The organism is Caballeronia sp. INML2 (assembly GCF_023631365.1).
GTDB lineage: Bacteria > Pseudomonadota > Gammaproteobacteria > Burkholderiales > Burkholderiaceae > Caballeronia > Caballeronia turbans.
The window spans coordinates 1-14991 of the sequence record NZ_JALQDH010000071.1 but is presented as its reverse complement, the minus strand read 5'-3'; the positions used below and the strand labels follow the sequence as shown (position 1 = coordinate 14991).

Below are 14991 nucleotides of genomic sequence, written 5' to 3'. Positions count from 1 at the left end.
TTGGTCGTTTCCAGCCGAGGTAAATTCGCCGAACGTGCACGTCCTTCGATGCGATATCTGACGGTGGTGACGCTCATGGATACCCTCTTCTGCTCTCATTCCGCTCGTGCGTATTCGTTCCGCTCCGCTCGATCGCGGCGATTTCCTGCCATCGCCGCAATCGGCATGATCTGCGTCGCGGCTCACGCGCAAACGCAATGCCCGAGCTACGTCGAAACCGACGCCGGCAGCGCGTTCGACGTCGCCTCGATCATCCGGGACACGGGCTCGCCGCAATCCGCGCTGGACAAGGTGCGCAGCGCCGTCGCGCGAGTCAACGCGGGCGGCGGATGCTCGATCTTCCGCGACCGTCTCGCCTGCGAGGAAACGCTGTCACTCGCAAACAAGGCGATCGCCGCGCTCCAGGCGTGTGCCGCGTCGAAGCTGCCAAAGGGCACTGCGCGCGGTTGATTCTGTTCGGAAATAAAAAAGCGCGTACCGCCTGATTGGGCGGCACGCGCTATCGAGTTCATCCGAACGTAGTGCGGACGGCTCGGAAGATCAGCGATCCAGGAACGGACGCAGCTTGTCGGCGCGGCTCGGATGCATGAGCTTGCGCATCGCCTTGCTTTCGATCTGACGAATACGCTCGCGCGTCACGTCGAACTGCTTGCCCAGTTCTTCGAGCGTATAGTCCGAAGCCGTGTCGATGCCGAAGCGCATACGCAACACCTTTGCCTCGCGCGGCGACAGCGCGTTGAGCGCGTCGTCGATCGCAGCGCGCATGTTCGCGTGCACGGCAGCATCCGCCGGAGAAGCGGCGCCCTGGTCTTCGATCATGTCGCCCAGGGTCGCATCGGCATCTTCACCGACCGGCGTTTCCAGCGACACCGGCTGCTTCGCGATCTTGAGAATGCCGCGGATCTTCTCTTCCGGCATTTCCATACGCTCGGCGAGCACGGACGGATGCGCTTCCTGTCCCGTCTGTTGCAGGATTTCGCGCGAGATGCGGTTCAGCTTGTTGATCGTTTCGATCATGTGAACCGGCACGCGAATGGTGCGCGCCTGATCGGCGAGCGAACGCGTCACGGCCTGGCGAACCCACCACGTGGCGTACGTCGAAAACTTCCAGCCGCGGCGATATTCGAACTTGTCCACTGCCTTCATCAGACCGATGTTGCCCTCCTGGATCAGATCCAGGAACTGCATGCCGCGATTCACGTACTTCTTCGCGATCGAAATGACGAGACGCAAGTTCGCTTCGATCATCTCGCGCTTGGCTTGACGCATCTTGAGCTCGGCTGCCGTCATCTGACGGTTGATCTGCTTCAGCTGCTTGAGCGGCATCTCGACCGTGCCTTCGATGTCGATGAGCTTTTGCTGCTCGGCCTGAATCGCCGGCAAGCTGCGCTCGAGCGACGCGCCGTATTGCTTCGAGCCCGCGGCCGCGCGCGACGTCCATTCGAGATCGGTCTCGTGACCGACGAATGATTCGACAAACTTCTCGCGCGGCATGCCGCAACGATCCACCGCGATCTGCAGCACGCGACGTTCGATATCACGCACCTGCGCCACTTGCTGCTGAACATTGACACACAGGCGGTCGATGGTTTTCGCGGTAAAGCGGATCGAACCGAGCTCGCGCTGGATCTCGGCACGCGCTTTTTCTACAGCTTTCGCCGCGACCGCGCCCGAACCCTTAGGATTGCTCGCTTGTTCGGCCAACTCGCGCACGCGCGCAAAGATCTCGAGACAGTCGGCCTTCAGTTGCTTCAGGCGCGCTTCGTTCGATGCACCGGCATCGCCGCCGTCGAGATCGTCATCGTCCTCGTCGTCGCTGTCGGATTCGTCGGTATCCGTATCGATGTCCGTGGAGTCGTTCGTATCGGACGCCGAAATATCTTCGTCTGCCGTGTCCTCTTCCTTCAGGCCGTCGACGAGATCGTCGATCTTCAGCTCACCCGATTCGACTTGCGCCGCATCCGCGAGAATGGTCGCGACGGTCGACGGGCACGCCGCGATCGCCTGGATCATCTCGTGCAGGCCGTCTTCGATTCGCTTCGCGATGGCGATTTCGCCGGCACGCGTGAGCAGCTCGGTCGCGCCCATTTCGCGCATGTACATGCGAACCGGATCGGTCGTGCGGCCGAATTCGGAGTCGACCGTGGACAACGCGTTTTCCGCTTCTTCGTCCGATTGCTCGTCGGTGACCACGCTCGGGGCGCTATCGCTCAGAAGCAGCGTTTCGGCATCCGGCGCCTGTTCGTAGACCGCGACACCCATGTCGTGGAACGTGCTGACGATGGTTTCCATCGCAGCCGTCTCAGCGAAGTTGTCCGGCAGGTGGTCGTTGATCTCAGCGTGCGTGAGGTATCCGCGTTCCTTGCCCAACTGGATGAGCGCGCGCATCTGGCGCTGCCGCTCTTCATTTTGCTCAGCGGTCATCGCGACATCGGGCTGTATCGTGCCGGCCTGGCCCTTCCCTTTGTTCGCCCGCCGGCCGGGTGCCTTGCGCGCCGGCGCGACGATATCCAGCTCCGAATCTTCCCGATCAAAACTTGCCATACTTTCTCCTCGACAGGTTTGCTCGGCGACGACAGATCCCCGGGAGCGAGCGTAACGGCTCGCGATGATTTCGATGACAGCTTCGACCACGGACGGCTTGCTGAAAATCGCATCGAGCAAAGCACGCAAACCGCATCCAGACGCGGCACTTGCGTTTTCCAATCGCCCATTCAGGCGCAACCTTAGAGTATATCAGCATTTGCTGCGACGCAGCAGTTTATTTGAAAAAGTTTCGCTGCACGCTCGTTACGCGACATTCGTCTGACCTAAGGTCGGTTGACTCTGACCCCGCCAGATTGCTCATGACTCCAATACGGGCAGATTGCGAAACTTCGCCGATGATGCTACGCGCGATATCGTCTCTAAAAGCGAATCCAAAGGGAGCGAACTCGACCGGCTTTGACTCGACGGCTTCATCGGCTCCTTCGGTTTCGTAGATGGGGCGGCGGCGGCGCTCTTCAAGCGTAGAAACGCTTTGAGATCGTCGAGGTTGGCCTCGGATCGAGTGCTGCGTCCTGACCGATGTCCCGCGGAACGTTGAGCAAGTGCCGCTTCGGCGTCGCTTGGCGCATCAAGGTCGATGGGCACGATATGCCCTGCCTCGAACGCCGTGATGAAGTCATGCGCCCACGCGCCGGCATGCACGCGCGGCTGGGTCTCTTCTCGATGATGAATGATGACCGAGCGCGCGTCCGCGGAGATGCGATAGCGTCGCAGGCTGTCACGGCTTACAAAAGACTGGCCTGCGAGACCTGCAATGGCCGTGTCGACTTCTTCAGAGCGCGTGCGCCGGGCTTGCTCGTTGGCTTGTGCATTTCGCTGGCTCCGTGCGCGGTAGGCGAAATCCACCGGAGCACGCAGAAGGGTCCTTAGGTAGCTGATCGGATGCGTGGCGCGGCGCAGATGTTGCCAACTGGCTTCAACGACGTCGGACAGAAGCTTGCCGTGAATCTTTGCCTCGCGCATGAGTTTAAAAATCAGGAATTCACGAAATCCCAGCGCCAACAGGCGGTCGAGGTCCGCAGGAAGGCGTCCTGATTGTCTCTTTTGAGTAGTAGGGATTAGATCCTTATATATAGCACCGTCTGCCACGGTGACAGACGGTGGCCCGAAAGAAGAGGCGAGTGCGGTCTTGTCCGTCTGCTCCTTACTCGGGGCGGACGGATTCTCGGCTTCGATTGCTGGCTCCGCGAGGCCGAGCAAAGCGGCAGCTTTCGGCGTCAGATGAATGTAGGCGCGACCGAACAGGCCAGCCGCGCCGTATCGGGTCTGTGGCGGCCGAGTGATGAAGCCGGTGCTTTCGAGATCGTCCATGCTGCGATAAAACGTGCGCATGGATTGCTGAGCACGTCCCGTGAGCAGTTCGCGCCGGGCGAAAATGGGGGCGTAGGGGCGGGACGCATCGACTGTGCGGGCCAACGCCGCGAGCAAGGCACGCGCACGAGCGGGCAATGCTGCTGTATGGGTTGCCCGGTGCGCGGCGCGAAAGATCACCCAAGGGAGGTTGGATCGATCACAAGCGTATTCATCGAGAGCGAGTCGATCCGCTTCAGCAGGTGGCGATGTGAAGTTTTGAGGGCGAGAAACATCCTCGCCTGCAACGGAAAGTTGCGCGATATGCATGTCAAGTACGTCCATTTCGAAAAATGGAGGGCAAACGCTTGACTGCCGATCGCGTTCCGCTAAACTTCGAGGTGTGTACTCGTGACCCGATTGGCGTCGGGAAGCGGAACGGGCGATATGCAGTTAAGCCCGATATTCAAAAGCCTTCGGTTGGCGCCGAAGGCTTTTGTCTTTTTACTTCCTGTTCGTTACATAGCAGCCTCGTGGTTGCTGATACGTCAAGTCCTTGATTTCTAAGGAAGTTCTACTAGGCTCAATCAGTTCTGACTTCGTTTGATTCGCTAAGTCATTGATTTAAAGAGAAAACCTAGTAGAGCATCAGTCCTGCTCCGTCTCGCTCAACGTTCTGTTGATGAAATCGGCGATTCGTTGCCCCCACTGCTCAGCGTCGGTCGCGTCCTTCTCGAAGAAGCGAACGCCGACCACGCCGTTTCTCGTGGAAACCTCACAAACTTTCCTCCGGCCCGAGCGAACGACGGTTGCGCTTGGAGCGGCGACCCGCGGTTTTTCCGCAGCCAGCGCAACGGCTTTGTCCTGAGTGAAGTTCTCGTCGTCAATCAAGCGACGAATCGCTTCCACGACCTTTTCTGACTTGCCCGCCTCGGTCAGTGCTGCAAGTTTCTGCGCCGCATTGCTCCCCAACCGCTCGGGCTTCTCAGCGAGTGCCAGCTTGGCCGCTTCCGGCAGTGCATCGAACGAAAAGATTCGCGTGACGTGGCTCTTGCTCAATCCCGCGCTCTCTGAGATCTCGGTGCGTGACAAGCCACTCAGTTCCTGCAATCGCTTGAAATTCCAGTACTTCTCGAAGTCCGTCAGCGACGGCGACAGCAGATTCGAAAAGAACGCCGCAAATTCGATCTCGCCTTCCTCGATCGATGCGACATTCGCGCGGATCGTCGAGCGTCCGAGTTCTCTATATGCGGCGACGCGGTTATGGCCCGCGACGATTTCAAACCGACCTTCGGACAACGCGCGCACCAAGATTGGCGTGGCGAGCGGGTGCCGGGCGAGGTTGCCCTTCAATTCCTGAAACTGCTCAGCCGTCAGCTTGCGACGCCGCCCCTTCACCTCAACAAGCGCATCTAGCGGCACTTCGAGCGCGGCACCTTCCTCGAGTTGCGATTCGAGTTCTTTGATTCGTGCCTGCGCCGTATTGATGCGATGCTGCGCGTCCATCAATCGGCCAGGAGACGTACGCGCCTCTGTGTTGACCGGACGCGACTGCGCCGCGTCCGTCGGCTTGCTGCCGATATTCGCTGTCTTGGCGAGGAGTCTGTCCCCGATGCCCATTTAATCCTCCGTCTGATTCCACGCGCGTACGAACTGCGCGTCGAGATGCTCGGCGAGTCGGTCGAGCGGCTCTTTGAATCGGTTGTATGCGGCTGTGCTGCCGTCCGGTTTTGACAGATCGTAGACCGTCGACAATTGCGCCGAGGCGCCCTTCGGCACGGTCGATTCCGGAATCTCGAAGGGCAGCACGCGATCGCCGTAGGCCTTCTGCAGCCATCCCCGCACCACCCGCGAGACGTCGTCCGACTTTGCTTTGGTCATGATCACGTTGACGAAGTCGAACCGTTTCTGTTCGAGCACGCCCGGCAGCTTTTTCGCAATGTCGGCGAAGAGATGCCAGAACTGCGTCGAGCTGGCGAAGTCGAGCGCCTCGGGCGGGCAGGGCAGCAAGATCGCGTCGGATGCGAGCAACGCGTTGATGGTCAGATAGCTGAGCGCCGGAGGCGTGTCGATGACGATCGCGTCGTACTCGTTCGCGAGCGGCATCAGGCCCTTGCGGAGAATTTCCCAGAATTCGAACGTGCTGTCGTTCAGCACCTTGGCCGGAATCTCGAATTCGGCGTCGAACAGCGAGGACGAAGCCGGGATCAAATCCAGGTTGTGCCAGTACGTTTCCTGTACGGCATAGTGCAGCGTCTCCCGATCACCGTAGATGAGCGGAAGAAGGGTCTGATCGTCGGAGATTTCAGCGTCGGGCGCCCATCCGCACAACTGCGTCGTCGTCCCCTGCGGATCGCAGTCGATGACGAGCACCCTGCGCCCGAGCAACGTGAGGGCTTGCGCGGCGGAGACCGCGGTCGTCGTCTTGGCGACCCCGCCTTTGAAGTTTGCGACGGTTACGATTCGCCCGCGCTTGTGCTCGGGCCGCCGCGTGCGTTCCTTTGTCGCCCGGATCCAGGTCAGGGCTTCTTCGAGCGAGAATTCCTTGCTGCGACCCGCGCCTTTGGACGTCCCTGCGGGCAGATCGCCCTTGGTGGTCAAATACTGGAACCGCTGCTTGTCGACGCCGCACAGAGATGCGACTTGCGCGCTCGTGAATGTCGGCGCGCTTTTGCGCGGGTACGGCTCCAACATCGCATCGCGGATTTGATTGAGGATGTCAGTGGCTTGGGCCGCCACTCCCAAGAGCGTTTCGATCGAAACGGATTGATCGACTTCGGGAAGCCGAGCGCTTAGCATGGAGTTCGCAGTCACTGGCGGGCCTGAGTAAGCAAATAATTCTTCAGTTGGTGGAAAACAAGCTGCAAACCGAAGAATAAACGGCGAACCGGTAAACCTCAAGTAAACTCTGAAGTACTTGAGCGACCGCACCGGGCATTTTTACAACGCTGCCCGCCCGTGTAAACGCGAAATTAGGATGGCTCTGAAGATTTTGGGACGATCGAAGCGCTGCGGATCAGCTTTTCGACGCCGACAAACCGGCCGATATTTTCGTTTCTGAGATAAAGCGAGGTGGTAGAGAGGTCGGCGTGGCCGAGCCCGGCGCTGATTTCGCCTAACTCCGCGCCATGACCGAGCGCATGCGTCGAGTGCGTGTGACGCAACCAGTGCGTGCTGGCGCGCTTCAAGTGCCGGCCACTGCCGGGCGCGTGCGATTCCATGAACGCAGCGGCGTTCGAAAAGATGCTTTTGAATATCTTCCCGATGCCATCGGGGGTGAGCGGTTGTCCGCCACGCGCCTGAGCGATGATCGGCGTCCCCTCGGCGCAATCCAGCGGATCCAGCGGATCCTGCAAGCCGCGCATGGCGAGATTTTCCCTCAATATCTCGACGACGATGGGCGGCAAAAGTACGGTGCGCGGCGCGCCGCGGCCCGGATCGACGGACAGACGCCAGACCGCGCCTGCCACGCCTGCCAGGCGTCCGACGCTGAGCGCGTCGGTGGTTGCGGCTGCAAGTTCGGCGCGACGCAGTCCGGTCGCGTAGGCGAGGAGCAGCGCCAATCTGTCGCGATGCTCCGAAAAAGAATATTCGTCGCGCTCGACCGACTGCAGCACGCATTTCCACTGCGCCACATCGAGCGAACGCGTGGCAGATTCGAACACGGGCGGCGTCGCGACACGCGCAAATCCCGCGAATGGATTGACCGCCAGATAACCTTCGCCGACGAGCCATTCGCACATCGCGTTCACGATCGAACGAGCCGTCTCCCGGCTGCGGTCGGACAGCGGACCAGCGAACGGCCGCCAACCGGCGAAGCATCGTTCGCCTCGGTGCGCGGCGACCCAGCGGGCCGCCGGTTGCGGATCAGCCAGAAACGCGTTGATGTATTCGGCGCAGTCGCCGCTGTCGAGCGACGACAGCGGCTTGCCCTTTTCCACCAGAGCCCACAGCAGCAAGCGCTCCGCTTCCCGCCGATAAGCACGCCGCGTGTGCGCGCTGCCCGATCGGGCGTCGAGCCAGGCGAAAATCGCGCGGAGATCGGTGCCGAATGGCGCGCCGGGGCCTGCCCGATTCGAACCTTTCGACCCGTCGAGCGCCGCCGGAACGCGCAGCGCCTCGATCGGCGCAACTACGATTTCGCCGTGTTCGCCGGTCTGCGGAGGATGCGCCGGAACAGCGCCGGTCGCTTGCCATTGCCGGCGCGGCACGAGCGCAACCGGCGAAAGCGTGTGCCGAAGCGCCTGACCGTGAAGCTGGAGCCAGTCGACCACGCGTTGTGCGCCCTTCGGGCCAAGCCGCGGCACGGCCGTGTACCAGCGATGCCGTCGCCGTTCGATCAGTTCGATGACATCGGCGATTGTGATGAGCCCTGCGGCCGTGAGCCGCGCGGTGATTGCGGGCTCGAACCAGCCTTCGACGGGATGATCCGGACGCGGATCCTGCGCCAGGGACGCCTCCATGCGCGCGAGCGCATCTGCCTGCCGGCGCCGCAGCCGCGCATTACGCGCGGCCCGCCGGTCCAGGGCAGGGGAGGCGTCCGGCGGATAGGCTTCCTCGTAGAGCGCCAGCAACTCCGACTCGCTGTAGACGCCATCCGGGTCGGTCCTTTCGCGGAAGTCCTCCAGCGCGGGGGCGGCAGCGGCGGGCTCGGGCTCGAACAACGGAATGCTGCCCGGACGAAGCCGCAGCAAATGCGCGGCTTCCGTGTCGCGTGCGCGACGGGCAAGGACCGAGAGCGTGTCGCGCAGGGCGTCGATCAGGCGTCGCGTCGTGCGGACGTCAGTACTGGCATCGCCATACGATGCGTGCAACTGCGCCTCCGACACGCCGTCGAGATAACCACGATAAAGCGCGAAGTGCTGGCGTGTGAGCCGGTTCGGTGCGCGCAGGCGCACGCTACCGGCCGTGGAATCCATCGCGTTGCGCGCCAGGCGTTTCCCGGAGCGTGCTGTTTCGCTCGCCATTTATGCTTTCTTTTCAGTGAGTTGGCGCGAGGTTATCAACCGTCTTCGAATTTGACAAGGGAAATCGCTACATCTGATAAGTCGAATTATCAGCATCAAAATGCTTTCACCGAACGACCGGATGTGCCACCAGACGCGCGTGCTTGAATGTTCATCGGGCGCGGCGCATATTTTCAGGACATCCAAAGCGGGTATCCGCGGGAGAGACGAGCCGATGCTTGATCCTGTACGCCCCACCTCTAAACCGCCCGAGCAGGACGACGCGTTCCGCCCGAGCCTGCCGGAGGTGTACGCGTCAGTTCATGTGCCGGTCGGCGGAAGATGGATCCGCCGCTTCCTCGCCTTCGCCGGCCCGGGGTACATGATTTCCGTCGGGTACATGGACCCGGGCAACTGGGCGACCGACATCACCGGTGGCTCGCGCTTCGGCTACACGCTCCTCACCGTCATTCTGCTGTCGAACCTGATGGCCATTCTGCTGCAGGCGCTCGCGGTCCGACTGGGTATTGCGACCGGACGCGATCTCGCGCAAGCGTGCCGCGATCACTATTCGAAGCCGGTGAATGTCACGCTGTGGCTCGCGTGCGAAGCGGCGATCGTCGCATGCGATCTGGCCGAGGTGATCGGCACCGCCATCGCGCTACAACTGCTCTTCGGTATCCCGCTGATCGCGGGCGCGCTCCTGACCGCGCTCGACGCCTTTCTTCTCTTGCTGCTGATCAACAAAGGCTTTCGCCTGCTGGAAGCGTTCGTCATTGCGCTGCTCGTCGTGATCGCGAGCTGCTTCGCGTTGCAGATCGCCGCCGCCGCGCCGCCGTTCGCCGATGTCCTGCGCGGTTTCATCCCTTCGCCGCGTATCGTCGCCGATCGCGAAATGCTTTATGTGGCGATCGGCATACTCGGCGCGACGGTCATGCCCCACAACCTGTACCTGCATTCGTCGATCGTGCAGACGCGCGCGTACGGCAAATCGGTCCCGGCCCGGCGCGCCGCAATTCGTTGGGCGACCATCGACAGCACCATCGCGCTGACGCTCGCACTTTTCATCAACGCTGCGATCCTGATCGTCGCCGCCGCCGTGTTCCATGCGAGCGGTCACGACGAGGTCGCGGAAATCGGCGACGCGTTCCGCTTGCTGTCGCCGCTCTTGGGCATGAGCATCGCATCGACGCTCTTCGCGGTCGCGTTGCTCGCATCGGGACTCAACTCGACCGTCACCGCGACGCTCGCCGGCCAGATCGTGATGGAAGGCTTTTTGCGCTTGCGCATCCCGAACTGGGCGCGGCGTCTCATCACGCGCGGCATCGCCATCGTTCCCGTGATCGTCGTCACGGCGATCTATGGCGAAAAGGGCACGGGCCAGTTGCTGGTGCTGAGCCAGGTGATTCTGTCGATGCAACTGCCGTTCGCCGTGATCCCGCTGGTGCGCTTCGTGTCCGACCGCCGCAAGATGGGCGTCTTCGCCGTGTCGCGCTGGACGAGTGGGCTGGCGTGGCTGGTCGCGGGCGTGATCGTCGTGCTCAACATCAAGCTGCTCGCCGACACGCTGCTGTCGTAACCGCGCTTCGCGCGCAAAAAAATACTGCTACATATAAGGAGACACGGACAATGAGCGGCGCGTTCATCGACATCACCCTTCGCGACGGCACGGTCATTCCCGCCTACGTGACGCAGCCCGCGAAGGGTTCGGGGCCGGGCATCGTGCTGCTTCACGACGCGGACGGCCTCGACGATTTCGTCAGGCACACGGCCGATCTATACGCGGAAGAAGGTTACGTCGTGCTCGCGCCGCAACTTCCCGAGCACGATCCGAGGCCCGGCGGCATCGCGGCGGAAAACTTCGCGGCGCTAGTCGATGGCCTTCGTGCGTTGCCGCAGCATGCGGGCAAGGTCGGCGTGGTCGGTTTCGGACGCGGCGGGCGGTTCGCGACGCGCATCGCCGCGCAGGCCGACGTCGATTGCGCCGCCTGCTACTACGCCGACGATTTCGCCGCCTGCCTCGCCGATGTCCCGACGATCCGCTGCCCGATGGTCTTCCACTTTCCCGAACACGGCACGCACGATCCGCGCGAAGTCGAGGCGGCGCTCGCGGGCAAGCCGCACATCGAGCGATACGCCTATCCGGGCGCGTCGGCGGGCTTCATCGTTCCCGGCAACCGGCATTACGACAAGCCTGCCGCGCTGATGGCTTACTCGCGCACGCTCTCGATGCTGCGCAAGGCGCTCGGCCCGTTCTTCGATCTGAATCACTTGTGGGAACAGCACTGCTACTTCGAATTCGGCACGCGCGACGTCGACGCCGTCATGCCGACGATGGTCGCGCAACCCTACGTGAACCATGTGCCGACGATGACGGGCGGCGTTGGTCACGATCAGTTGAAGCGCTTCTACAAGTATCACTTCGTCGATTCGAACCCGGCGGATACGAAGCTGATTCCGGTGTCGCGCACGATCGGCGCGGATCGCGTCGTCGACGAGTTCGTGTTTTGCGCGACCCACGACCGCGAAATCGACTGGCTGCTGCCCGGGCTCGCGCCGACGGGACAGTACTTCGAAGTGCCGATGCTCGCCGTGATCCGCTTTCGCGGCGATAAGCTCTACAACGAGCATATCTACTGGGATCAGGCGTCGGTCCTGGTGCAGATCGGCGTGCTCGATCCGGACGGACTGCCCATCGTGGGACGGCAGGCCGCGAAGAAGCTCATCGACGAAACCCTGGCGAGCAACGAGTTGATGCCGAACTGGTCATCGAGCGAAGGCAAGCCCATCTGAAGCTGCTCGCGCTGGAAGCGCGGGCGACCGTTGCATTACCATGGCCACACTAAAAGAACCTCTGGAGACGAGCATGACCGATGTGGCAAGCGGGCAGGCCGCGCCGCAATGTCCCTTTCATGACGAATCGCGCGCGCCGAACGGCTGCCCCGTGAGCGCGCGCGCGGCCGAGTTCGATCCCTTCGGCGACGGATATCAGCAAGACCCGCCCGAATACGTGCGCTGGGCACGCGAACAGGAGCCGGTGTTCTTCAGCCCGAAGCTCGGCTACTGGGTCGTCACGCGCTATGACGACATCAAGGCGATCTTTCGCGACAACCTCACGTTCAGTCCGTCGATCGCGCTGGAGAAGATCACGCCGACCGGCCCCGAAGCGAACGCGGTCCTCGCGTCGTACGGCTTCGCGCTCAACCGGACGCTCGTCAACGAAGACGAGCCCGCGCACATGCCGCGCCGTCGTGCATTGATGGACCCGTTCACGCCCGAAGCGCTTGCGCATCATGAACCGATGGTGCGCGCGCTCGCACGCGAATACGTCGACCGCTTCATCGACGACGGACGCGCCGATCTCGTCGACCAGATGTTGTGGGAAGTGCCGCTCACCGTCGCGCTGCATTTTCTCGGCGTGCCCGAGGAGGACATGGACACGCTGCGCCGCTACTCGATCGCGCACACGGTCAACACCTGGGGACGGCCGAAGCCCGAAGAGCAGGTCGAGGTCGCGCACGCCGTCGGCAAGTTCTGGCAATACGCGGGCAAGGTGCTCGACAAGATGCGCGAAGACCCGTCCGGTCCTGGCTGGATGCAATATGGCATTCGCAAGCAAAAGGAACTGCCCGATGTCGTGACCGACTCGTATCTGCATTCGATGATGATGGCGGGCATCGTCGCCGCGCACGAGACGACGGCGAACGCCACCGCGAATGCGTTGAAGCTCCTGCTGCAACATCCGCGGGCATGGCGCGACATCTGCGAAGACCCGAGCCTGATTCCGAACGCGGTCGAAGAGTGCCTGCGCCATAACGGCTCGGTCGCGGCGTGGCGGCGGCTCGCGACGAAAGACGTGAAGATCGGCGGCATCGACATTCCGGCGGGCTCGAAGCTTTTGATCGTCACGTCGTCGGCGAATCACGATCAACATCAGTTCGCCGATGCCGATCTCTTCGACATCCGCCGCGAAAACGCCAGCGATCAGTTGACCTTCGGCTACGGCGCGCATCAGTGCATGGGCAAGAACCTCGCGCGCATGGAGATGCAGATTTTCCTCGACGAGCTCACGCGCCGCCTGCCGCACATGCGGCTCGCCGAGCAGCGCTTTACGTATGTGCCGAACACATCGTTTCGCGGGCCGGAGCATCTTTACGTCGAATGGGATCCGGCGATGAATCCCGAGCGCGCGGATCCGGCCGTGCGCGAGCCGCGCGCGGTCGTGCGAATCGGCGAGCCGTCGTCGCATGCGCTGAGCCGCACCGTGATCGTCGATTCAGTTCAGGCGTGCGCGGATCGAATCGTGCGCGTGCGGCTCGTATCGGCGGACGGGCGCGCTCTGCCGCGCTGGACGGCGGGCTCGCATATCGACGTCGTTTGCGGCGAGAGCGGACTGTCGCGCCAGTATTCGCTGTGCGGGGATCCCGACGATGCCGGCGCATTCGAAATCGCCGTGTTGCGCGAGACGGAAAGCCGCGGCGGCTCGGCGTGGGTTCACGACAACGTGAAGTGCGGCGCGCAATGGCGCATCCGCGGGCCGCGCAATCATTTCCGTCTCGACGAGCGCGCGAAAAAGCTCGTGCTGATCGCGGGCGGCATCGGCATCACGCCGATCAGCGCGATGGCGCGGCGCGCACGCATGCTTGGCCTCGACTACGAGGTGCATTACAGCGGACGCTCGCGCACATCGATGGCGTTGCTCGACGAGATGCGCGCGCTGCACGGCGAACGACTTCACGAGTACGTCTCGGAAGAAGGCACGCGCAACGATTTTGCGTCGCTCGCGGTGGACGAGGGCACGCGCGTCTACGCATGCGGCCCGGCGCGCATGCTCGATGCGCTCGGCGAAGCGAGCGCGTCCTGGCCCGAAGACGCGCTCAGAATCGAGCATTTCGAATCGAAGCTGGGCACGCTCGATCCCCGGAACGAGTGCGCGTTCGAGGTCGAATTGAAGGATTCGGGTCTCGTGCTGACCGTGCCGGCCGATCAGACGCTGCTCACCACGCTCAGACGCGCGAATGTCGATGTGCAGAGCGATTGCGAAGAAGGTTTGTGCGGATCGTGTGAAGTGCGCGTGCTCGGTGGCGAAATAGATCACCGCGACGTGGTGCTGACGAAAGGCGAAAGGCAATCGAACGATCGGATGATGGCGTGCTGCTCGCGCGCGAAGAGCGGAAAGCTCGTTTTAGCGCTTTGACCGTTGCGGGACTTCGGGCGGATTTGGCTGTCTGCTCGAAGTCAGTGAGTTCGCTGCCAAGTGGCATTATGTCGCGGAATTTCGCAATCAATTAACTGCCCATATTTTCATCACGCGGTCATATATCAGCGTTAGATGAAGGTGTTTGTTCCTGATAAAGATGGATTGGTTATACGCAGTGGTTAATTCGCATATAAAGAATAACGGTTGCATCAGTACGCTCAGGTCCAGGACAAAGCCACTTGCAAGGGCGATATGCTGGGACACCGGCCGCACGGAGGTTTGAAGCATTTAAGCGCATACGCGAAATGATCATATGACCTGCGCAATTTTCGTCGTCATATATGATGATTAATGAGCGTGCGTTCGACCGTTGCGACAACTCACCGCAGATCGCGCGCGGGTCTTTTTACCTGATTCAGGGTTTTCACCTACTAATATGAAATTTTTTACGCATATTTTGCGTTTAGAATTGTTACTAATTTGGTGCGTCGCACAAGCGCCCAAGACCGAATAACTTCCATATGCCCTGCCGCACGACTGCGCAGAACTTTGCGCCGGTGAATCACGTTTGCGCGATTTACTGCGGCATGGCGAAAGAGAAGGCCGGTGCTTAACCTGAGAGATTTTATTAAAGGCCCATTTAAATGGGACCAGCAATTGGCTGCACGTTTGCCGCGTCCCGTTCGGGATTTTTTCTGCGGAGCAAACCTCGTCTTACGGACGAGGTCATCCCGTAGGCGGCGCGACGCCTCTAAAGTCGCTCGTTCATGCATCGGTCGGTCGGACATGGCTCCGCACGCGACGCTGCGCATCAATCTGCCCGGGTTCGATCGAACTCAGCCGTCCATTTGTACTGACGCGTTTCCGCGTCGCGTGAATGTCATCGCGCACGGGAATTTCGCCCAGGTTTTCGCTGTTTGACGAGGATAGAAAATGACTGACGTAGTGATCGTATCGGCCGCGCGTACGGCGGTAGGCAAGTTCGGCGGCTCGCTCGCGAAGATCGCG

General features: G+C 61.6%; 10 protein-coding genes. 4 read left to right on the top strand and 6 right to left on the bottom strand.

The genetic code is table 11. From position 1 onward, the window contains the following. The first annotated feature begins 75 nt into the window (after positions 1 to 75). A complete protein-coding gene (locus tag NCT32_RS24485; protein ID WP_061116491.1) occupies positions 76 to 450 on the top strand; it encodes a hypothetical protein in 375 nt (124 codons plus the stop codon). Between the two features lie 90 nt (positions 451 to 540). Here NCT32_RS24485 and rpoD read toward each other — a convergent pair whose 3' ends face one another. From rpoD to NCT32_RS24460, 5 genes are all read right to left on the bottom strand, one after another. Next, positions 541 to 2544, bottom strand: coding sequence for an RNA polymerase sigma factor RpoD (rpoD, locus tag NCT32_RS24480; RefSeq protein WP_061116137.1), 2004 nt, complete (start codon positions 2542 to 2544; stop codon positions 541 to 543). A 300-nt stretch (positions 2545 to 2844) separates the two neighbouring features. Then, positions 2845 to 4167: a replication protein O gene (locus NCT32_RS24475; RefSeq protein ID WP_250477761.1), complete on the bottom strand. Its 1323-nt coding sequence runs from the start codon at positions 4165 to 4167 to the stop codon at positions 2845 to 2847. Between the two features lie 318 nt (positions 4168 to 4485). Then, the gene (locus NCT32_RS24470) at positions 4486 to 5457 is read right to left on the bottom strand and encodes a ParB/RepB/Spo0J family partition protein (protein WP_061116135.1); all 972 of its coding nucleotides are present in this window, start codon (positions 5455 to 5457) and stop codon (positions 4486 to 4488) included. After that, positions 5458 to 6636: a ParA family protein gene (locus tag NCT32_RS24465; protein WP_061116134.1), complete on the bottom strand. Its 1179-nt coding sequence runs from the start codon at positions 6634 to 6636 to the stop codon at positions 5458 to 5460. Between the two features lie 173 nt (positions 6637 to 6809). Further along, positions 6810 to 8804 (bottom strand): phage integrase family protein, encoded by a 1995-nt coding sequence (locus tag NCT32_RS24460; protein WP_250490604.1) that lies wholly within the window; start codon positions 8802 to 8804, stop codon positions 6810 to 6812. Between the two features lie 214 nt (positions 8805 to 9018). Here NCT32_RS24460 and NCT32_RS24455 point away from each other — a divergent pair, with 214 nt between their 5' ends. From NCT32_RS24455 to NCT32_RS24445, 3 genes are all read left to right on the top strand, one after another. Continuing rightward, positions 9019 to 10362 (top strand): Nramp family divalent metal transporter, encoded by a 1344-nt coding sequence (locus NCT32_RS24455; RefSeq protein ID WP_061116133.1) that lies wholly within the window; start codon positions 9019 to 9021, stop codon positions 10360 to 10362. A gap of 50 nt (positions 10363 to 10412) precedes the next feature. Beyond that, positions 10413 to 11576 carry a dienelactone hydrolase family protein gene (locus NCT32_RS24450; protein WP_061116132.1) on the top strand — a complete coding sequence of 388 codons (1164 nt, stop codon included), beginning with the start codon at positions 10413 to 10415 and terminating at the stop codon, positions 11574 to 11576. A 73-nt stretch (positions 11577 to 11649) separates the two neighbouring features. After that, the gene (locus NCT32_RS24445; RefSeq protein ID WP_061116131.1) at positions 11650 to 13980 is read left to right on the top strand and encodes a cytochrome P450/oxidoreductase; all 2331 of its coding nucleotides are present in this window, start codon (positions 11650 to 11652) and stop codon (positions 13978 to 13980) included. Between the two features lie 768 nt (positions 13981 to 14748). Here NCT32_RS24445 and NCT32_RS24440 read toward each other — a convergent pair. Further along, on the bottom strand, positions 14749 to 14991 hold a 243-nt coding region (locus NCT32_RS24440; protein ID WP_250477758.1), incomplete at its 5' end, for a hypothetical protein.